Source organism: Prescottella sp. GW823-FHT02E09 (assembly GCF_058797375.1).
The window spans coordinates 345,530-365,895 of sequence record NZ_JBXAJP010000007.1; the positions used below are offsets into that span (position 1 = coordinate 345,530).

Genomic DNA, 20,366 nt, shown 5'->3' on the forward strand with positions numbered 1-20,366 from the left:
GGAAATCGGCCGCCCACGAGAGGCCACCCCGGAGCGGCGTCCGAATCGAGCGTGTTCGCACTGGTGGAGGCACTGATCGTGGGTGTCTGGATGCGTCCGGGTGGCGCTCGCCGGCGCACGTGGAGACGGACACCGCCGGGCTCACGACGCCGACCACGCCCGCCACCGAACCTCGTCGACGGCCACGACCGGGCCGGCCGGACGCATCGATCGGTACTGCGGATACTTGGCGACCAACGCGTCGATCGCGGACCGGCCCTCGCCGCTGCCGCCGGACAGGATCCGTGCAGAGCCGTCGACCCGGACCCACCACAGCCGCGTCCAGTCGTCCTCGTAGTGGTCGACGATCAGGCTCACACGCCCAGTCGCGGTGATGTTCGCGAGCCGGCGCAGCCGCCGGGTGCTCTTGGGTTTGTCGTCGACTGCGGTGTAGATCGTCCCTCCGAGCACCGCGAAGACCACCGGCACCACGTGCGGCGCGCCGTCCTCGGCCACCGTCGCCATGCGGGCGATCAGGGCGTCGGTGAACCGCGGTGGCAGCTGCGCGGGCATGAGGAAACGGTACGTCGCGCGGCGGTGCCCCCGCGATGTTCCTGGTTAGGGTGTGCGCATGACATCTGTCGCTCGGACTGTCGCCCCCTACGGCTCGTGGACGTCGCCCATCGCGGCGATCGACCTCGCGGTCGGCGGCCACCCGGTGGACGCAGCTCGGTTCGTCGGCGACCAGGTGTGGTGGTCGGAGCAGCGTCCCACCGAGAGCGGCCGGACCGCGATCTGCCGACGCGGACCCGACGGTGACCCGGTCGACGTCCTGCCGGTGCCGTGGAATGCCCGCACCCGGGTCCACGAATACGGCGGCGCAGCCTGGACGGTGGCACGCGACTCGGTGCTGGTGTTCGCGGAGTTCAGCGACCAGCGGCTGTACCGGTTCGATCCGTGCGTCGACGTCGCGCCGGTTCCGATCACGCCGATGTCGCCCCCACTGTCCTCGGACCGCTACGGCGACCTCACGATCGTCGGCGACGAGGTGTGGTGTGTCCGGGAGCGTCATGTCAGCGGATCGGTGTTCCGCGACATCTGTGCGGTGCCGCTCGACGGATCGGCCCAGGACAACCCACCCGCGGTGCGGTCGATCGTCGGCGGCTCGGACTTCCTCGCCTACCCGCGATTGTCCCCGGACCGGACCCGGCTGGCCTGGATCGCCTGGAATCACCCGCAGATGCCCTGGGACGGAACCGAACTGCGTGTGCTGACGCTCGCGACCGGTCGGGTCGACGTCCTGCTCGGCGGCGCCGAGGAATCCGTCCTGCAGCCCGAATGGGTCGACGACGCGACACTGCACGTGATCAGCGACCGCAGCGGCTGGTGGAACCTCCACCGCGTTGCGCTCGGCGACGGCACCGCCACACCGATCTGCCCGACGGACGCCGACTTCGGTGCCCCGCTGTGGCAGCTCGGCGCCCGCTGGTACACCGACCTCGGCGACGGCACCGTGCTGACCACCCGCACGGTCGGCACCGACACCCTCGCCCTGCTCGATCCCACCACCGGTGCGCTCCACGACATCCCGCTCGACGGTTTCTCGTCGGTGCAGATCGCGGACGTCGAGGGACGGCAGATCCTGTTGCGCTGCGGGGGAGCTCGCATTGCATCCGGGCTGCGACTGCTCGACCTCGACAGCGGCACACTCACCGACGTACGGCTGTCGGTCGACGACCTGCCGGACATCGCCTACCTGCCCGAGGCCCAGTCCCTGACCTTCCAAGGCCCCGAACGCGAGGTCCACGCGATCGCCTACGCCCCGCGGAACCCGAACTACGCAGCCCCCGAAGGGGAACTGCCGCCGTACATCGCTTTCGTGCACGGCGGTCCCACCGCGCACGTCACACCCGCCGTGCACCTGGTCTACGCCTACTTCACGAGCCGCGGCATCGGCGTCGTCGACGTCAACTACGGCGGCTCGAGCGGGTACGGCCGCGAGTACCGCAACCGGCTCCGCGGACAGTGGGGTGTCGTCGACGTCGAGGACACCGTTGCCGCCGTGCGTGGGCTCGCCGACGCCGGTCTGGCCGATCCCGCGCGCCTCGCGATCGAGGGTGGCTCCGCGGGCGGTTGGACCGTGCTGTCCGCCCTGACCACGTCCGACGTGTTCGCTTGTGGTGTCTCGTATTACGGCGTCGCCGAACTGGTCGAGTTCGTGAAGGAGACCCACGACTTCGAGTCCCGCTACATCGACGGCCTCATCGGACCGCTACCGGAGTCCGCCGACCTGTACGCGCAACGCGCGCCGGTCAACAACGTCGACGGGCTCTCCTGCCCGGTTCTGCTGCTGCAGGGCCTGTCCGATCCGATCGTCCCGCCGTCGCAGGCCGAGCGGTTCCGGAGTGCGCTGCTGTACAAGGGGATCCCCCACGCGTACCTCGCCTACGAGGGAGAGTCCCACGGATTCCGGAAACTCGAGACGATCGTCAGCGCGCGCGAAGCGGAGCTGTCGTTCTACGGACAGGTCCTCGGCTTCGAGACCCCGGGCGTGGCGCGGTTGGAGCTGTGGCGGCCGTAGGGTCGGGTGTCGCCGCAAAGGTTGTGGGAATCCCGCAGGCCGATGCACTGCTGACAAGCCGTGCGGCGCTCACACAACCCCTGCGACGTCACGGGCGCAACGTGGGTTCGACACGTCCCTGCGGTTGCCGGCGGGCGCGATCGACGGCCGCGAGGATGCGCTCGACGACGACGCGAGGTGTCGCCAGTTCGTCCCACACCCAGCGCACCACTTCCCATCCGGCGCCGCGGATCGCATCCTCACGCAACTTCTCCGCCCACACCACGTCTTCGGGGACCCGGCCGTCGGGAGCGAGACGGCCGTACTTCGACCGCCCGTCGAATTCTCCGACGACGCCCTGCTCGGTGAACAGGAAGTCGACCCGACCCAGGAAGCTTCCGTCGGCCGAGTAGAGCGTCGGCTGGCAGTCCGGGATCGGGAGTTGCTCGCGGATCATCAGCACCCGACTCCGCGATTCGCCGACGGACTCGGATCGTCCGTCGAGCAGTCGGAGAACGCCGGCAACCGTGCGCCGGGAGGTTCGGGGATCCGTGGCAGCGAGATCAGCGGATGAGCACAGTCCCGAACGGAGTGCGTGATCGCCCGCGACGACGCCCTGCTCGAACGGCAGCGTTCGTATCAGGTCCACAATCGTGCGCGCGGCCGTGGTCACCCGCAGGCCGTCCATCCGCGTCGACTCGCCGGGGAGCAGCGACGTGCAGTGCACGTGTCGAAGCGCGGTGCGACTGCCGCCGGACTGGCGGTTGCGAGTGAGGTGGACGGTGGACAGCGGGGTGTTCCACATGTCGATGCCGTGCACGATCGCCGCCGACTGGTGGCTCAGCACCGCGTCCGGCGACGCGGCGTCGAGCGTGGCGACGGAACGTAGGCGGTGGCGTTCACGCGCACTCAACACTGCGAAGGTCTCCGCCGAAACGTAGGCGCTGCGCCGGAGTCGGTGCCAGGAACCGTTCCGGCACAAATGCTGCAGATTCCAGTCGGCCGCGCCGCGCTGCAGCGCTTCGGCGCGGCGGATGATGCGTGGATCCATGGCGACATCCTGGCTGGCGGCTCCGTCGACCGAAGCTCGGCGTACACCGCTTCCGAACGGGGTTGTGGACAACGGGAGAGCTGGGGACAACACGTTTTGCCGCAGGGGTTGTCGCGCTGTCGCAAGGGTTGTCGGTACGGAATCGCCGTGCGGTACTCGCACAAACACTGCGGCAACCGGAGGCGGGGGAGCGCAGGAAACGACAGCGCCCCCACCGCGAACGGTGGGGGCGCTGTGGTCAGGCGACTACTTCTTGCGGCCCGGTGCCTTGGCGCCGGCCTTGAAGCCGAGCGCGCCGGGCTTGGCCTGCGGCGGGGGCGGCGTCGATTCCTCCTGCTTCGGCGCGGGCGCCTCGACAGGCTGTTCGGGTTCCGCAGCGGGCTCGGCAGCCGGAGCGGCCGGTGCCGGAGCAGCAGCGGCGGCGGGGGCGGCCTTGCGGGCGCCCGGTGCCTTCGCGCCGGACTTGAAGCCCAGTCCGCCCGGCTTCGCCTGCGGTGCAGGCTTGGCCTCGGTAGCAGGTGCGGCCGGTGCCTCGGGTGCGGCGGCCGCAGGTGCCTCGGCGATCGGAGCCGCAGCCTCGGCAGCCGGTGCAGCGGCCGGAGCCTTCGCACCCGGAGCCTTCGCCCCGCCCTTCATCTGCAGGCCCTTGCCACCGGGAGCCTTGGCCCCACCCTTCATGGCGAGCCCACCGGGCTTGGCGGCCGGCGCGGTGGGGGCAGCCGGTGCCTCGGCGGCAGGTGCCGGTGCGGCAGCCTTCGCGCCGGGTGCCTTGGCCGCACCCTTCATCTGCAGGCCCTTGCCACCGGGAGCCTTGGCCCCGCCCTTCATACCGAGTCCGCCGGGCTTCGCGACCGGAGCGGCCGGAGCCTCGGCGGCCGGAGCCGCAGCCTCGGCAGCCGGTGCAGCGGCCTCGGCCTTGGCGCCCGGTGCCTTGGCGGCGCCCTTCATCTGCAGGCCCTTGCCGCCGGGCGCCTTCGCACCCGGAGCCTTGCCCAGACCCTTCATCTGCAGGCCCTTGCCTGCAGCCGGGGCAGCGGCAGCAGCCGGAGCGGCCTCGGCGGCAGGTGCGGCCTCGGCGACCGGAGCTTCGGGAGCGGGAGCAGGAGCCGCGGCGGCCGGTGCCGCTGCGACCGGTGCCTTCTCGCGCGGCTCGACCTTGATGTTCGCGGTCAGCTGCGCGGGATCGAGACGCGTGACGGTTTCGAGCATCATCTGCGCGACGTCGACGACCTCGACACCCTCGCCCTGGCCCTGCTCCTGTCGGGCGGTGACGCCGTCGGTGAGCATGACGCGGCAGAACGGGCAGCCCGTCGCGATCTTCTTGGGCGAGGTGGTGAGGGCCTCGTCGACGCGGTCGACGTTGATGCGCTTACCGAGCTGCTCCTCCATCCACATGCGGGCACCACCGGCACCACAGCACATGGACCGCTCGCCGTGACGCGGCATCTCCTTGAGATTCGCGCCCGACGCCTCCATCAGCTCACGCGGAGCGTCGTACACCTTGTTGTGACGGCCCAGGTAGCACGGGTCGTGATAGGTGACGTCCTCTTCGAGCTTCGCGACGGGGACCAGCTTCTTCGCGCGCACCAGGCGGTTGAGCAGCTGCGTGTGGTGAACCACCTCGTAGACGCCGCCCACCTGCGGGTACTCGTTACCCAGCGCGTTGAAGCAGTGCGCACACGTGACGACGATCTTGCGCTTGTTGTCCGGGGTGCCGTCGAAGACGGTGTTCAGCAGCTCGATGTTCTGCATCGCGAGCTGCTGGAACAGGAACTCGTTGCCCGCGCGGCGAGCCGAGTCGCCGGTGCAGGTCTCCTCGGCGCCGAGGACCATGAACTTCACGCCGGCGGTCGCGAGCAGCTCGGCGACGGCCTTGGTGGTCTTCTTCGCGCGGTCCTCGTAGGCGCCGGCACAGCCGACCCAGAACAGGTACTCGTAGTCCTCGAAGGAGTCCGCGTCCTGGCCGTAGACCGGGATCTCGAAGTCCATCTCGTTGATCCAGTTGAGCCGGTCCTTGGAGTTCTGGCCCCACGGGTTGCCCTTGTTCTCGAGGTTCTTGAACAGACCCGCGAGCTCGGACGGGAACTCCGACTCGATCAGCACCTGGTAGCGGCGCATGTCGATGATGTGGTCGACGTGCTCGATGTCCACCGGGCACTGCTCGACGCACGCGCCACACGTGGTGCACGACCACAGCGTCTCGGGGTCGATGATGCCGCCCAGCTCGCCCTCGATCGACTCACCGACCAGCGGCCGCTCGGCCTCGGCGCGCGCGGCCTCCGGGATCTTCGCGAGCGCGGCCTCGTTCGGGTTGCCCTCGGCATCGACCAGGCCGACCTCGTCGCCACCCATGTCCTTGCGGCCACCGGCCAGCAGGTACGGGGCCTTGGTGTAGCCGTGGTCGCGCAGCGACATGATCAGCAGCTTCGGCGACAGCGGCTTGCCGGTGTTCCACGCGGGGCACTGCGACTGGCAGCGACCGCACTCGGTACACGTCGTGAAGTCCAGCCAGCCCTTCCACGAGAAGTCCTCGATCCGGCCGGCACCCAGGGTGTCGGTGTCCGGGTCGACGTTCTCCATGTCCAGGGCGCGGCCCTTGGACATCATCGGCTTCGCGGCACCGAGCGCGACGTCGCCGTCGTCCTCACGCTTGAAGTAGATGTTCGGGAACGCGGAGAAACGGTGCCAGGCGACACCCCACGTGATGTTGCGGCCGACGAAGTACAGCCAGATCATGCCGGACATCAGCTTGACGAACGCGAAGATGGAGACCATCACGGCGCTGGCGGGCAGCAGCTTCGCGATCTGCATCGTGAAGAAGTCGGTCCACGGGTTGGCATGACCGGTCATCGCGAGGCGGCCGGCCTTCACCATGATCATGCCGAGGCCCTCGATGAGGACGACGATCTCGACGAAGTAGGCGGGTCCGAACTTGGAGCCGCTGAAGCGGGACAGCCGCGCCGGGATGCGCGGATGGTTGAGCTGGCGGATGACGATCAGCGTCAGGATGCCGACCACCGTGCCGATACCCAGGATCTCGTCCCACAGGTGCCACACCCAGGTGTTACCGAACAGCGGCCAGTGGAACGTGGGATCGAACGTCTGGCCGTAGGCCTCGAACCACAGCAGCGCGCCGCCGAGGAAGCCGATCATCACGAGCCAGTGCGCCCAGCCCACGGTGCGGAACTTCTGCATCCGGGTGTGCGCGATGAACTCGACGATCATCTGCTTGAAGCGCGGGAAGAAGGGTCGCCAGCGATCGGGCGCCGGCTGACCGATCTGCACGGTCTTCGCCATGGTCCAGGCCCCACTCAGGAATGAGGCCCAGCAGACAAGGCTCAGCAGCGCGCCGACGGTGCCCAACGTAATCGTCAGGGCATTCATGTCGATGCCTTTCGTTTCGGGGCAGCACGCGTGCCGCCTGGGGTCAGCCCACAGATCCTAGCGCCCCATAAGTTACCTGCCGGTAACTTGTGAGGAATACTTGTCGGTAACATAGCGCGAAGCTCGGCTTCCTGCATCTTTACTCGCGAAAATCCCCGCAGTCGCGCAGACCGCCCGGTCCGAATGGCGGCGGGGCGGGCTGGGCCCCGGGTCGTTCGAAGGCGGATTCGGTTCACGGTAGGTGGTGCCGGTGTGACGTACGTCGTGTAGGTAGACCTAACTCACGTGGAAGCGATCGGGGCCGAAAGCGATATGGACGTTTGTTCATCTATTCTTCGAAATGAATTAGTGACAATTCCGAGTTCTGCCGGGTTATGCTTCGCCGCGAATCAGAGGGCTTCTCGCGGCTCGTTTGCGCAGGTGGGAGTGTGCCGAGAGTGCTTCAGGGTTCGAATACCTATTCGGTCGGGGGGCCACTCGTGGCAGTCACAGAACGGAAATGACAGCCTTATGAAGTTCACGAAGCTTGCCGCAACATCGGCACTGATGATCGCCGCAATGGGAGTCGGGGCGGGTACGTCGTACGCCGCGCCTGCGCAGGACGCGGTCGGGTACGAGGCACACATCGACGGTGGCGCGGTCGTCACCGTTCTCGACGCCGGTGGATTCCACGTGACGTCCGACGGACGGTTCGTCGAGATCACCAACGACGCCGGCACCGTCCTGCAGGCGCTGCCGCTGTCCTACCGACTCGGTGATCGCGAGTTCTCGATCGCTCCGCTGGTCGAGGGACGGCAGTTGACGCTCACACCCGAGACCGACCCGGCGAAGTCCACCCCGGTCGATGTCGCGGGACCAGCTCTCCCGCCGCTGCCGATCGATCTCTCGATGCTCGACAAGTTGGCCGAAGGCGTCGACTCTGCGGTCACGGTCGGCACCTTGGTCGGCACGATCGTTGGTGCGGTGGTCGGGTGCGGCCTCGCGGGGTCGACCATCGCGGCGTGCCCGGCCGCCATCACGGCGGGTGCCGGCACCGGTGCCGTGATCGGCACGATCCTCGCTGCGGGCCCCGTCCTCGCTTACAACGGCTGGCAGGTGTTCCAGACGATGAACCCCGCTCCGGCGCCCGCGGCCTGACAGGGGCCCGGCAGGACAGAGAAGGAGCCCACCTCCCCGGGGAGGTGGGCTCCTTCTCTTCGGTTCGGTCGGCTACGACGTCCGGAGGCGCATGCCGGGGTTGTCGCGGAGGATCGTGTTGATCGGGGTGGCGAACAGTTCGGGGGTCTGGCCCATGACCGAGCTGACGAAGCCGGCGACCTCGCAGAAGCCGTAGTCGCCGACGGTCGACGCGCTCGAGATGCCGAGTGCGAGGGTGCCGGTGACGATGGTGCCGCCGCTGTCGCCCTGGAGTGCGCAGAGGTTGGTGGCGAATCCGCCGGCGAGCACGCGGGCACCGACCTTGACGTTCTGGTTGGTGGCGGTGACGACTCCGCAGTTGAAGCCCGAGGTGTTGCCTGCCTTGCAGACGGGGGCGCCCACGATGGGGTCGGCGGTGCCGGTGACGGCGACCGGTGCGGCTCCGGGAACCCGCACGCCGTTGTTCGTGAACCGCTGCGCGGATTCGGGGGTGGGGCGGATCACCGAGTAGTCGAGCCGGTCGAGGCTGGTCTTCTCGAAGGATCCGATCATGGGCCCGGATGCGTCACCCGCGTACACCGTCGATGCGGTCCCCGTTCCGGCGGAGTCGCGGCTGGGGTCGCAGTGTCCGGCGCTGATGTTGACGGGTGCGCCGTTGCGGTCGATCGCGTTGAATCCGAGCGAGCAACGCAGCCCGATGCCGCCGCCGGCCGCCACGTACGGGTCGCCGCCGAGGAAGGCGTCGGGCGCGTACTGGGCGGCACCCGGACCCGATGCCTGCGGCTGCAGCGAACCGAGCGCGGGACCGAGTGCGATCCGGGCGGCGCCCTGCAGGAACGGGGGCAGGAGGTCGAACAGGTCGCCCGCGGCATCGTCGGCGCGCAGCACCAGGGTGTTGCCGGCGATGTCCACGGTGATGCCGCGCACGAGATCGGCGATCGCCGACGGCAACGTGTCGATCCACTTGCTCAGCGCGGCGCGGTCGGACTGCAGCTGGATCTCGCTGCGGTCGACGTCCTTGCTCGTGAACCCGGCCTGCTCGACGGCAGCACGCGCGGCGTCGCGGCCGTCGCCGGCGAGCCCGACGATCGGAGTCCCGGACTGGTCGATCCACGCACCCGCGAAGGTGTCGGGGAACTCGTAGCGGGCGAGCGCGGCGAATTCCGCGAGCTTCTGCCCGAGTTCGGATCGTTCGAGGTACTGGTCCGGTGTGAGCTGGAGATCTCGCTGTAGCGCGTCGACGAGTTCGATCGGTAGATGCGCCGCCTGATCCGAGACGCCCGCAGTGGACGACGATTCGGCCGGATCAGCCTGGGCGGCCGCGGTCGCGGGGCCGAGGAGAAGGAGCGCGGCAGAACCGAACACCGCGGCGCGACGTGCGAGCGAGCTTCGCATGTGGGCCTTTCTATTGTGTGCCCCTGCGCCCTGGATCCAGACGTGCGCAGGGATGAGCGCCCGGCGTCAGCGAATGCCCCCCGAGTCGCGTACGACTATATGGGTTCGGTACTGCCGTGCCCACCCGATCCGAGTAATTCCTCGTCGGTAGTTCGTCAGTCGCCGGCAGGGCCGGTACGCACCGACAGACCGGCTCCGAGGCCTCCGCCCGAGGACGCATCCGCCGAGGCGAGCACGTTCCGAATCGGAATACCGAGGTTCGATGTGCCGCCGTCGAAGGCGAGGACGAGATTGGCCTCGGCGCAGTTCGGGGCATCGCTGCTGTTGGACCCGCTCGTGATGCCCAGTGCCAGCGTGCCGGTGACGATCGCCCCGCCGCTGTCGCCGGCGAGTGTGCATGCGGTACCGGCGAAGCCGCTCACGATCCGGCCGCTGCCGTCGCCCATCAGTAGCTCGGCCTGGACGCGGTCGGCCGACACGACGCCGCACGTGAACGACGACGTCTGCCCGGACTTGCAGATCGGTGCGCCCACCACCGGGACGGCCGTGCCGGTCACGGTGAGGGTGCTGCCGCCGGCGCCGCGGACCACAGGACGGTCGAGTCCGGCCCTCATGCCGGCATCGTTGATGCGGATCAGCGAGTAGTCGAGTGCATCCGCGTTCCCGACCTCGGACCGCGCGAACCTACCGACCTCGAGGCTGTCTTCGATGTGCGCGCGGTTCGGCAGGTACACGCCGGCCCCGGAGCCCGGCGCCGGGTCGCAGTGACCTGCGCTGATGTTGACCGCGTTGCCGTTTCGGTCGACACCGTTGAATCCGAAGGAGCAGACGCCGAGTTCGCTGTCGCCGCCGGAGGCCAGTGGCACCGCCGACGTCACGTAGGTGTCACCGCCCATCGGCGCGCGCTCGACCGGAACGGGTCCGAACGACTGGAGTTGGACCTTGACGTTCGCGATGTGGGTCGGAAGGTCGAGGGCGCGCCCGACGGGACTGTTCGCGATGTCGACGACGACCCGGTTGTTCAGGACGTCGATCGACGCGGCACCGATCTGCGACGAGATCTCGCGGGGCAGGTCCGTGACCCACCGGTTGAAGTCGGCGAGGGACTTCTCGAGTCCCTCGGCGGAGACGGGCGACAGGTGCGTGCGATAGCCGTCGCGCGCCGCGACCTGCGCCGCGTCCGTGGTGGTGACGGCGACGACGGGGTGGCCGTCGAGTCCCATCCACGCCCCGGCGAAGTCGTCGGGGCGCTCGGTGCGGAAGTCCTCGGCATACGAACCGAGTTCCTGGGCGCGGGCGGCGCGGTCCAGATACTCCTGCGGGCTGATCTTCAGGTCCCGCCTGATCGCCTCGACCAGATCGGCGGGCAGTTCGTCGGCGGACAACTGGGTCACGGACGATGCGGGGGAGGTGTCGGGGGCGGCCTGTGCGGCGGCGGTGGATGGTCCGAGGAGAAGTAGCGCAGAGGATCCTGCGACGGCGACGCGGCGGGCCAACGAATGGACTGCGGCGCGCGGCGCCGGCGAGGTACGCATTGAATTCCTTCGGGGTCTTCGGGATCAGCCACCAACAATAGGGCAAGGTGCGGTGGGGGCGCCCGGGAACAAAGTCCCGAAGTTCACGATCCCGACGACTCGGCGGAGCCGTGGCCGAGGGCGCGCAACATCGACAGCAGTTCCGATCGGGACTGGGCGCCGAGCCGCCGCCGGATCCGCGCCACGTGATGTTCCACAGTCTTGGGGGCGATGTAGAGGCGCGCGCCGATCTCGCGGTGGGTCAGTCCCAGCAGTAGCAGTTCGGCGACGTCGGCTTCGCGATCGGTGAGTGTGCCGGCCGCGGGCTCGGGCGTGCTGGGCTCGGCGCCGGCGGGTTGCGCTGCCGTCGCATCCCTGAGCGAACGGGCCACCTGCAGCAGGGTCGTCGCGCCCCGGGTGTCCGAGACCCGTAGTGCGGCTTCCCCGGCCAGTCGGGCACCGTCCCACGGCAGCCCGATTCGCTCGAGCGCCCGCGCCGCAGCCTCGACCTCCGGCGCCTCCGCCTCCTCCCGGAGCACGCGGAGCCAGACGCGACCCGCTGCCGCGAGTCCCGCGGCGTACGAACTCACCTCGGCCGACGCGGCGAGGGCACGCGCGTGTGGCAGCAGCTTCGCCGGGTTCTCGCCGAGGATGGCGGCCTGCACGCCGTACCAGTGCAACGAGGCCCCCCACAGGGCGGGCTCGCCCAGGCGCGCCAGCAACGCCTGCGCCTGTCCGACGAGTTGCGTGATCCGTTGCTCGTCGCCGAGCCGCACCGCCGCGAGCCAGAGTTCGCCGAGTGGAAGGAGACTGAACAGGTCCACCGAGTATCCCGCGACGACGGGTTGGGCCTGCGCCCACTGGCGTTGCAGCGCACCGAGATCGCCGTGCCGTCGGGCGAGTCCCACCCGGAGGCCGTGGACGAACAAGGCTTCCCGGTGATGCAGGGGGCGGTCGGCGGGCAGCGCGTCGACGAGCGCTGCGGCCCCGGCGAGGTCGCCGCCGACCATCGCCGTCCAGGCGGCCAGCACGCGGTGCCGGAGTTGGGTGACGCTGCCCGGTGGATCGGATTCGAGGGCCAGACCGAGTACGGATTCCGCGTGCGCGAGTTCGCCGGAATGCAGGCACAGCAGTGCGGTGACCGCGGTCGCACTGTCCGGCAGCAGCCGGGTGTGCGCGCTGGTCGACAGGAGTGACATCGCGCGCGTCAGCGAGTTCATCGCGACCGCACCGGAACCCGCGATGGATTGTGCGAGTCCCTCCGCGACCAGGGCGATGCCTGCGGCTCCCGATGTGGGCGGGCCCTGTGGTCCGACGGCGAGGGCGGCGGCGGCCGCGTCGGGCCGTCCGGCCGCGAGGAGCATCGTCGCGGACACTGGGGTGTCGACACCGGCCCGTGTCGGGCCCAGCCATTCGTAGAGGTCGGCGCTGCGGTCGACCGCACCTCGATAGGCGGCCACACTTGCGGAGATGCGAACTGCAGCGATGAGTTCCGTTGAATCCAGGGAGCCGGTTCGGGTGAGTAGCGAGTCCGCGATCCGTTCCGCGGTGTCCAGATCGCCGCTCAGGGCGCTGACCTCGCAGTGACGGACGGCGAGCCGGTCGGGGTCGGCGCCGGCCCGGACAGCGGCGGTGTACAGGTCGGCCGCCGCTGTCGGCTCCGCCGCGTCCGCGCAGGCGCACACGAATTCGGCCAGTCGCGGATCCTCCAGTCCCGCATCCACGAGGGCCAGGGCGGTCTCCGTGTCGAGTGTCCCGGCATCGAGTCTGGTCGCGAGTAGGCGTTGTTGAAGGTCGCGGACCCGGGTGACACCGGTCGCGACGGCGATGTGTGGGCGCACCGAGGGGAGTACCGAGCCGGCTCGGGTGGCGAAGGCGCTCGCCCGGATTCGGTCGGCGAGATCCTGCCCCCGGTGCGGATCGACGTCGAGTGCAGTACTGATGTCGCTCGCGTCGATGCCGGAACCGTACGAGCACAGTGCGAGTGCGGCGAGCATCTCGGCATCGAGGTGCCGCAGGGCGGTCAGCAGTTGCGATACTGCTGCGGCGCGGACGATGTCGTCGTCGCCCGGAGTGGTTGCCGCGGCGGACAGGCCGGCATCGACGCCCGCGAGTACGCCGCCCGTCGACTCGTGGAGTGTCGACGCGAGCGTCGGGGTCGGCGAGATGCCTCGTCGTCGGGCGCGTTCGACGATCTCGGTGCTGGTCAGCGCGCGCAGGTCGACCACCGTGCCGAGGGACTGGGCGGCGGTGACGAGTGCGTGCAGGATCGGGTCGTGGGGTCGCGGTTCGGTCGCCACGACGACGGTGCGGTCCCCACGTCGCACGAGCTCGACCAGGGCGGTGCGCTCGTCGTCGGGTAGCAGGTGAACGCCGTCCAGTATCAGTGCACCGCTGTTGATTTCAGCTGTGCCCACGGTGGAGTGCACGTCGTCGCCGCGGGCGTCCAACAGTCTGCGGGCCGCCGCGAGGAGGAGTGACTTGCCGCTGCCGGAGTTTCCTCGCAGCAGCACGCAGCCGGGAGTCGCGTCGACGGCCTCGAGGAACTCGCGGGCGCCGGGGACACCCCGGACGAGGTCGTCCGACGCCGATTCGACGGCCTGCGCGGTCCGCATCGACTACTTTCCGATCAGTGCGCCGGTCAACGGGTCGACGACCGCCCCGACGATGCCGCCCACCCCGGTTCCGATGCCGGTCACGGCAGCGCCGAGTCCCTGGCCGATTCCGTTGGCGGCCTTGGCAAATCCGTCACCCACCTCGCCGGGGGTGGGGGCATTGATTCCGGGATTCGGGAGGGCGAATCCGGGAGCGGGGGGCGCGTCGACGGTCGGAGCTGCGGCTGCCCCGGTAGCGGGGTTCTCCGAGGCGGCGGTTCCCGGTGTCGTCGCGGGGGCGCCAGGGGCCGAGGATGCGGCGGCGGGCTGCCCGCCGGTGACGCCGCCGCTCCCGCCGCTCCCGCCACTCCGATTCGCCCCTGCGGTTGCCGTTGTCGCCGTTCCGCTTCCGCCGCCGACGACGTTGACAGCCGACATCTCCGATGCGGTTCCGCCGCTCGTCACTCCGTCCGCCGTCAGGGTGCCCCCGTCCGGCGTCGACACCGGTGCGCCCGGAGTGGATACCGTTGCCGGCGCAGGCGCCGTGCTCATGGCCGTGCCGATCGACAGGCCGCCCGCGGTGAGGATGCCCACCGCGGCTACCGCCGACGCGACGATCGCGAGGCGGCGCCGGGTGCTCGATCGGTTGGGGGAGGCGTGCAATCGCGACGGGAAGCTGGCCGTGACGGGGGCGCGGAAGACGCCGTCGGCGGCGATGCCGTCGTGCTCCACCGGGGTCGGACCGGCGGGGTTCGATGCCGGGGCGTCGGTCGCCAGTTGCGCGGCACCGATCGCCGCGGTGAGCGCGGGAGTCGGCGCGGCGACAACGGTGAGTCCCAGTTCGGACGACACCAGTTCCGCCACCAGGGGGATCGAGCCGCCCCCGCCGGCGAGCAGGACATGGGTGACGTCGGCGATCTCGATCTCGGCCGATCGCAGCGCCTCCCGGATCAACTCGACCGAACTCGACACGGGGCGGCGGATCAGGTCCTCGAGTTCGGACCGCACGAGTCGGACGTCGGTCGTCACGCCGGGCAGGGCGACCGGGATGGCCGTCTCGGTGTCGGTGGACAACCGTTCCTTGGCTGCGGCGCAGTCGGCGCGCAGCACCGACAGGGCTGCGGTGGTCGCAGGATCGAAGGGGTCGAGATCGCCCACCTTGTCCGCGATCGCATCGAGCACGTAGCGGGTGATCAACTGGTCGAAGTGCGCGCCGCCGAAGTCTTCCGAGCGGAGCGGCTTGCCGAGGATCGCCGACTCGGAGCCGGTGCGCACCACCGTGACATCCAGTCCGGAGGCGCCGAGGTCGTAGACGACGACCACGCCGTCGTCGAGGTCACCGCGCGACGATTCGAGCCATCGCACGCAGGCCGTGGCTTCCGTGACCAGCCCGGCCGGGGACAGCCCCGCCCGAGCGAGCGCCGTCTCGAGGGCGCGGACGGTGTATCTGCTCCACGCCGTCGGATGGGTGACGACCACCGTCGCGGACGTCGCCGAATCCGCCAGACAGGCCACCGCGGAGGCGAACAGATCCGCTCCGGCATGGATGCGCCCGGCGTCGTCGAGCAGCCCGACCGGGTCACCGACCCGCTCGACGAAACCCGACAGTGCGGCTTGCCCGACGTCTTCACCCGGCTCCGGGAACACCGCCGTCCCGTCCTGCGACAGGTGCAGGATCGTCGGGCGTGACGACGTGACGGCATCCGTCTCATAGGTGGGCGATCCGTCCATCGTCATGAATGCTGTACCCGAATTGGTCGTTCCGACAGCAACTCCGAGCACGGCGCCCATGCGCTTCTCCCATACGTCAGGGGCGGGTTGCGGCACCGCCGGTGGTATGGCGATTGTCGGCACCGGTGCGTCGATCGTTACGCGAAGCCCGTATTCCCGCCCCAGGTCGGGGGCGATCCCCCTAATCGTCGACAATCCCCTAAGGCGAGCTGTCCTGATCCCCCTGTCCGCGTTCGGGGGGATGTGCCCCGTTCCCGTTCGCCTCCCGGATTCGTAGCGTGTTGACCAATCTCGCCGCAGTGTCCGTTCCGGAACCGCGGTGGCCGGCCTACCGACCGTCAGGAGTTTCCTCATGGCCAGCAACGCAGTTCTCGATTTCATCCTCCGTCTGCTCCGCGATGAGGACGCCGCCGCCGCGTACTGCGCGAACCCGCAGGCCGCGCTCAGTGCGGCGGGACTCGGCGACGTGTGTCATGCCGACATCGTCGCCGTCGCTCCGATGGCGGCCGAGTCCGGTCTGTTCGGCAGTGCGGGCGCTGATCTGGGCGCGATCCTGGCTGCGGGAACCGGTGCGGCGGGCTCTCTCGGTGCAGCCGCCGGCGGCGGCCTCGGCCTGGGCGGTGGCCTGGGCCTCGGCGGTGGCGCGGGACTCGGTCTCGGCGCCGGAGCGGGCCTCGGGCTCGGTGCCGTGGTCGGCGGTGGCCTGGACGGCGGGATCGCGGGTGGCCTCGACCTCGGCGGCGATCTGGCTGCGGCGCTGAGTGCGGCGCTGGCGGTCGGCGGGTCGATCGGCGCGCAGCTCGGTGCCGCCCTCGGTGCCGCGCTGGAAGCTGCCGTGGGGCTCGGTGGCGGTCTGAACGGCGGTCTGGACCTCGGCAGCCTGGCGGACTTCGGTGGCTCGCTGGATCTGGGGGGTGCGCTGGCGGCCGCTCTGAACGGGGCGCTCGGTGGCGTGGTGGATGTGAACGGGTCGCTGGTGACCGACCTCGGTACGGCGCTGGGGGCAGCGCTCGAGGGCGTGACCAGCCTCGACCTCGGTGGACTCCTGTCGGTGGACGGCGGGTTGAGCGCCGCGCTGGAGAGTGCTTTCGCGATCGGCGGTGAGCTCGGTGGGGAGCTGGGTGCCGCTCTCGGCGGACTCTTCGGCGCGGTAATAGAGGCCGGTGCCGAGCTCGGTGGGGGGCTCGGTGCCGGCTTCGAGAGCGCGCTCGGGGCGGCGCTGTCGCTCGGCGGCAGCCTGGGCGGCGCACTGGGCGGTGACATCGCCGGCCAGGTGGGTGCGGCGCTGAGCGGACTGCTCGAATCGGCCCTGTCGATCGGCGGATCCGTCGGTGGCGACCTGGGCGCGGCCCTGGGAGGGGCGCTGGAACTCGGCGGCGCGTTGGACATCGCGAGCGCGCTGAACCTCGACAGCTTCCTCGACCTCGGTGCGTCGCTCGGCAGCCTGATCGGCGGATCGCTGGGCGTGGACGGCGCGCTGACCGCGGACCTCGGTGCCGCGCTGGGCGCCGCGCTCGCCGGTGCCGGCAGCGTGGACCTCGGTGGTCTGCTCGATGCCGGCAGCGTGGACCTCGGTGGTCTGCTCGATGCCGGCGGCAGCCTGACGGCGGCGCTCGAGGGCGCCTTCGGGATCGGCGGTGACCTCGGTGGTGCCCTGGGTGCGGCGTTCGGCGGCCTGCTGGGTGGTGCGGTCGAGGCGGCCGGTGGAATCGGTGGGCAGCTGGGTGCAGGCCTCGACGGTCTGCTGGAGCTGGGTGGCAGCCTGGGCACCGCCCTCGGTGGCGCGCTCGGTGCAGGCGGGGAGCTCGGCGTTGCCCTCGGCGGCGCACTCGAGTCCGCGCTGTCGGTGGGTGGCAGCCTGGGCGTCGAACTCGGTGGCAATCTCGGTGCAGAGTTGACGGCCGCTCTGAGCGGCGCGCTCGAGTCGGCTCTCGGCGCGGGTGGTTCGATCGGCGCCGATCTGGGCGCCGCGATCGGCGGGGCCCTCGACGGTGGACTCGGTGGTGGCATCGACCTCGGCAGTCTGATCGGATCGGGCGGCGACCTGGGTGCGGCGATCAGCGGAGCCCTGGGCGGCGCGCTCGAGGTGGACGGCGCGCTCACCGCGGCGCTCGGGACCGCGATCAACAGCGCGCTGGCGCTCGGTGGCAGCCTGGAGATCGGTGCCGAGGCGGACCTCGGGGGACTGCTCGAGGGCGCGTTCGGTGTCGGTGGCTCGGCGGGCGCCGATCTCGGTGCGGCACTGGGCGGGCTGCTCGGCGGTGGTCTCGACGCCGGTGGTTCCCTGGATCTCGGCGGCATCCTGGCCGGTGACGGCGGGTTCGGCGCGCAGCTCGGCGGTGCGCTGGAGGGCCTGGCGGGTGCCGGAAGTTCGGCCGGCGTCGACCTGGGTGCCGCCCTCGACGCGGCTCTCGGCGCCGGCGGCGGGCTGGGCGGTGCGCTCGGCTCCACGGGTGATCTCGGCGCCGGCCTCGGCTCGACCGGGGATCTGGGCGCGGACCTCGGCGCCGGTCTCGGTGCGGGCCTAGGCGCCGACCTGGGCGCGAGCCTGTCGGGTGCGCTCGGTTCGGTAGCGGACCTGGGCGAGCAAGTCGGTGCGGATCTCGGCGCCGTCGGGCAGATCGGTGGCGGTTTCGGTTCGAGCGGGACCGTCGACGGCGGACTCGGTGCGGGTCTCGGCGGCGCGGCCGACATCGCGGGCACTCTCGCGACCGGCTTCGACGAGGCCCTGCAGGGCGCGTTGGACGCGACCGGCAGCCTCACCGGTGGACTGTCCGAGGTGGTGACGGGCAATGCGTGGTCGTCGATCGACACCGACGCGTTCGGCTCCGCCCACTCGGACGCCGGACTGTTCGCGAACGGCGTCGTCGAGGCGGCGGGCCAGCTGGGTTCCGTGGCCGATCCGGCACCCGCGCACATCGATCTCGGTGACGATCTGCTGCCGTGACCTCAGGACACGACCTGTAACGAACGGGGCCCCGTACGCGCTAATGCGAACGGGGCCCCGGTTCGTATCCAGCGGAGCGGCGGATCAGTCAGCGCGTGCACTGCGGTGCGGGCGGAGGTCGGAACACAGAAGCGGGGCAGCGAAACCCATGGACAGCGCGACCTCGGACACGACCGAATCGGCGACGTCGCCGACGCGGAACCGCGCGGTGCCGGCACACGAGTCCGCCCTCACGGCCCTGCTGGATCGGACCGCCGCGGTCGCGGCGGCCGCGGGCCGGACGGATCTGGTGGATCGTCTGGACCTGGTGCGCACGCGGGTGGTCGATCCCCGGTTCCGTGTCGTGGTGGTGGGACAGCTCAAGCAGGGCAAGAGCCAGTTCGTCAACTCGCTGCTCAACCTCGCGGTGTGCTCGGTGGGGGACGACGAGACCACCGCGGTACCGACGGTGGTGCAGAACTCCGAGAGTGCCTTCGCCGAGCTTCTCGTGGCGGAACCTGGTGGTGAGCCACGCCGGGTGGACGTTCCACTCGCGGAACTGGATTCGGTGAGCCCGTCGACCCCGCGCGCGGAGGGGCGCGAGGTGCTGCGGCTCGAGGTCAATGTACCGAGCCCGATGCTGGCGGACGGTCTGGTGTTCGTCGACACCCCCGGCGTCGGTGGGCACGGAAATCCACACGCGGCAGCCACTCTGGGACTGCTGCCCGCCGCCGACGCGGTTCTCGTCCTCTCCGATGCCAGCCAGGAGTTCACCGAGCCGGAACTCGCGTTCCTGCGTCAGGTGACCGGGCTGTGTCCCGCGGTCGCGTGCCTGATCACGAAGACGGATCTGTATCCGCACTGGCGGCGGATCGTCGAGGCCGACGAGGGGCACCTGCAGCGGGCCGGTCTCGACGTCCCGTTGCTGCCGATCTCGTCGGTGTTGCGTTCGCACGCCCTGCGGCTCGACGACCGGTCCCTGCACGACGAGTCCGGGTTCGACGCCCTCTACGCGTTCCTGCGGGGCCGGGTGATCGAGCACGCCGAGGGCGGGTTGCGTCGTGCGGTGTCCCACGATGTCCACTCGGTGGTCGAACACCTCATGCTTGCTCTCGGCAGTGAGCTTGCCGCGCTGCGTGATCCGGAGAAGGGCGCGGCCGCGGTGGCCGAACTGCAGCGGGCGAAGACGGCCACCGAGGAGCTGCACAAGAAGACGTCACGGTGGCAGCAGACCCTCGCCGACGGCATCGCGGATCTGGCGTCGGACATCGACCACGATCTGCGGGACCGGCTGCGACAGGTGACCCGCGAGGCCGAGCGTGCCGTCGACGAGGGCGACCCCGGCAAGGAGTGGGACGAGCTGGGGGAGTGGCTCGAGGAGCAGATCGCGCAGTCGGTGGGCGACAACTTCGTGTGGGCGCACGACCGGGCACTGTGGCTCGCGGAGGTGGTGGCCGAACACTTCGCGGACGCGGGTTCGGTGGAGATGCCGCAGCTGGACGTCGCCGACCTCGACGGTGTGCTCGAACCGGTGGTCGCGCTGTCGGACCTCGAGTCGGGCCGGATCGGCCTCACCCAGAAGGTCCTCGTCGGGATGCGCGGGTCGTACGGTGGCGTCCTGATGTTCGGTCTCGTCACGACGCTGATGGGGATGACACTGCTCAACCCTATCTCGGTGGGTGCGGGAGTCCTGCTCGGCACCAAGGCATATCGTGACGACCGTGATGCCCGGGTGGTCAAACGCCGAGGCGACGCGAAGGTGGCGATCCGGCGCTTCACCGACGACGTCAGCTTCCAGGTGGGCAAGGAGTCGAAGGATCGGCTCAGGTTGATCCAGCGGTTGCTGCGCGACCACTTCACGGCGATCGCGGAGCAGACGCTCCGGTCGCTCGGCGACTCGTTGCGCGCGGCGCAGGACGCGGCCACCGTCGAGTCGACCGAGCGTGCCGGCCGGGCCGCCGAGGTGGAGCGGCAGATGCAGGTCCTCGGCGAGCTGAAGGAACGTGCGGCACAGCTGCTTCCCGTCGGCGCCGGTGCGGACGAGGAGGTGCCGGCGTGACGGCGTCGACCGCGTTCGAGCGGGCGCGCGCCCTGA

The 20,366-nt window shown here is 70.3% G+C and carries 11 protein-coding genes; 4 read left to right on the plus strand and 7 right to left on the minus strand.

What is annotated here, in order from left to right:
- Window positions 1-141: 141 nt before the first annotated feature.
- Entirely contained in the window at window positions 142-552 is a 411-nt protein-coding gene (locus AC1RIF_RS19960; RefSeq protein ID WP_492603096.1) for a TIGR03668 family PPOX class F420-dependent oxidoreductase, read from the minus strand.
- A gap of 58 nt (window positions 553-610) precedes the next feature.
- On the opposite strand from AC1RIF_RS19960, the gene AC1RIF_RS19965 reads away from it, so the two are divergent.
- Window positions 611-2,560 (plus strand): prolyl oligopeptidase family serine peptidase, encoded by a 1,950-nt coding sequence (locus AC1RIF_RS19965; RefSeq protein WP_492603097.1) that lies wholly within the window; start codon window positions 611-613, stop codon window positions 2,558-2,560.
- Window positions 2,561-2,648: 88 nt separating this feature from the next.
- Here AC1RIF_RS19965 and AC1RIF_RS19970 read toward each other — a convergent pair whose 3' ends face one another.
- Entirely contained in the window at window positions 2,649-3,590 is a 942-nt protein-coding gene (locus AC1RIF_RS19970; protein WP_492603098.1) for a hypothetical protein, read from the minus strand.
- A 246-nt stretch (window positions 3,591-3,836) separates the two neighbouring features.
- Window positions 3,837-6,974, minus strand: coding sequence for a (Fe-S)-binding protein (locus AC1RIF_RS19975; protein ID WP_492603099.1), 3,138 nt, complete (start codon window positions 6,972-6,974; stop codon window positions 3,837-3,839).
- 510 nt (window positions 6,975-7,484) lie between these two features.
- Between AC1RIF_RS19975 and AC1RIF_RS19980 the strand changes: the two genes are divergently transcribed.
- Window positions 7,485-8,111: a DUF8020 domain-containing protein gene (locus AC1RIF_RS19980; RefSeq protein WP_492603100.1), complete on the plus strand. Its 627-nt coding sequence runs from the start codon at window positions 7,485-7,487 to the stop codon at window positions 8,109-8,111.
- Window positions 8,112-8,183: 72 nt separating this feature from the next.
- Here AC1RIF_RS19980 and AC1RIF_RS19985 read toward each other — a convergent pair whose 3' ends face one another.
- From AC1RIF_RS19985 to AC1RIF_RS20000, 4 genes are all read right to left on the minus strand, one after another.
- Window positions 8,184-9,506 (minus strand): S1 family peptidase, encoded by a 1,323-nt coding sequence (locus AC1RIF_RS19985; protein ID WP_492603101.1) that lies wholly within the window; start codon window positions 9,504-9,506, stop codon window positions 8,184-8,186.
- Between the two features lie 155 nt (window positions 9,507-9,661).
- Entirely contained in the window at window positions 9,662-11,041 is a 1,380-nt protein-coding gene (locus tag AC1RIF_RS19990; protein ID WP_492603102.1) for a S1 family peptidase, read from the minus strand.
- A gap of 83 nt (window positions 11,042-11,124) precedes the next feature.
- The gene (locus AC1RIF_RS19995) at window positions 11,125-13,635 is read right to left on the minus strand and encodes a LuxR C-terminal-related transcriptional regulator (protein ID WP_492603103.1); all 2,511 of its coding nucleotides are present in this window, start codon (window positions 13,633-13,635) and stop codon (window positions 11,125-11,127) included.
- A 3-nt stretch (window positions 13,636-13,638) separates the two neighbouring features.
- The gene (locus tag AC1RIF_RS20000) at window positions 13,639-15,345 is read right to left on the minus strand and encodes an Hsp70 family protein (RefSeq protein WP_492603104.1); all 1,707 of its coding nucleotides are present in this window, start codon (window positions 15,343-15,345) and stop codon (window positions 13,639-13,641) included.
- A gap of 352 nt (window positions 15,346-15,697) precedes the next feature.
- On the opposite strand from AC1RIF_RS20000, the gene AC1RIF_RS20005 reads away from it, so the two are divergent.
- On the plus strand, window positions 15,698-18,292 hold the full coding sequence (locus AC1RIF_RS20005) for an IniB N-terminal domain-containing protein (protein WP_492603105.1): 2,595 nt from the start codon (window positions 15,698-15,700) through the stop codon (window positions 18,290-18,292).
- 148 nt (window positions 18,293-18,440) lie between these two features.
- On the plus strand, window positions 18,441-20,330 hold the full coding sequence (locus tag AC1RIF_RS20010; protein ID WP_492603106.1) for a dynamin family protein: 1,890 nt from the start codon (window positions 18,441-18,443) through the stop codon (window positions 20,328-20,330).
- The last annotated feature ends 36 nt before the right edge of the window (window positions 20,331-20,366 follow it).

What these genes read in the sequence shown, in the direction of transcription:
- AC1RIF_RS19960 (WP_492603096.1), bottom strand. Translation starts at nt 552, where the DNA reads ATGCCCGCGCAGCTGCCACCGCGGTTCACCGACGCCCTGATCGCCCGC.
- AC1RIF_RS19965 (WP_492603097.1), top strand. Translation starts at nt 611, where the DNA reads ATGACATCTGTCGCTCGGACTGTCGCCCCCTACGGCTCGTGGACGTCG.
- AC1RIF_RS19970 (WP_492603098.1), bottom strand. Translation starts at nt 3,590, where the DNA reads ATGGATCCACGCATCATCCGCCGCGCCGAAGCGCTGCAGCGCGGCGCG.
- AC1RIF_RS19975 (WP_492603099.1), bottom strand. Translation starts at nt 6,974, where the DNA reads ATGAATGCCCTGACGATTACGTTGGGCACCGTCGGCGCGCTGCTGAGC.
- AC1RIF_RS19980 (WP_492603100.1), top strand. Translation starts at nt 7,485, where the DNA reads ATGAAGTTCACGAAGCTTGCCGCAACATCGGCACTGATGATCGCCGCA.
- AC1RIF_RS19985 (WP_492603101.1), bottom strand. Translation starts at nt 9,506, where the DNA reads ATGCGAAGCTCGCTCGCACGTCGCGCCGCGGTGTTCGGTTCTGCCGCG.
- AC1RIF_RS19990 (WP_492603102.1), bottom strand. Translation starts at nt 11,041, where the DNA reads ATGCGTACCTCGCCGGCGCCGCGCGCCGCAGTCCATTCGTTGGCCCGC.
- AC1RIF_RS19995 (WP_492603103.1), bottom strand. Translation starts at nt 13,635, where the DNA reads ATGCGGACCGCGCAGGCCGTCGAATCGGCGTCGGACGACCTCGTCCGG.
- AC1RIF_RS20000 (WP_492603104.1), bottom strand. Translation starts at nt 15,345, where the DNA reads ATGGACGGATCGCCCACCTATGAGACGGATGCCGTCACGTCGTCACGC.
- AC1RIF_RS20005 (WP_492603105.1), top strand. Translation starts at nt 15,698, where the DNA reads ATGGCCAGCAACGCAGTTCTCGATTTCATCCTCCGTCTGCTCCGCGAT.
- AC1RIF_RS20010 (WP_492603106.1), top strand. Translation starts at nt 18,441, where the DNA reads ATGGACAGCGCGACCTCGGACACGACCGAATCGGCGACGTCGCCGACG.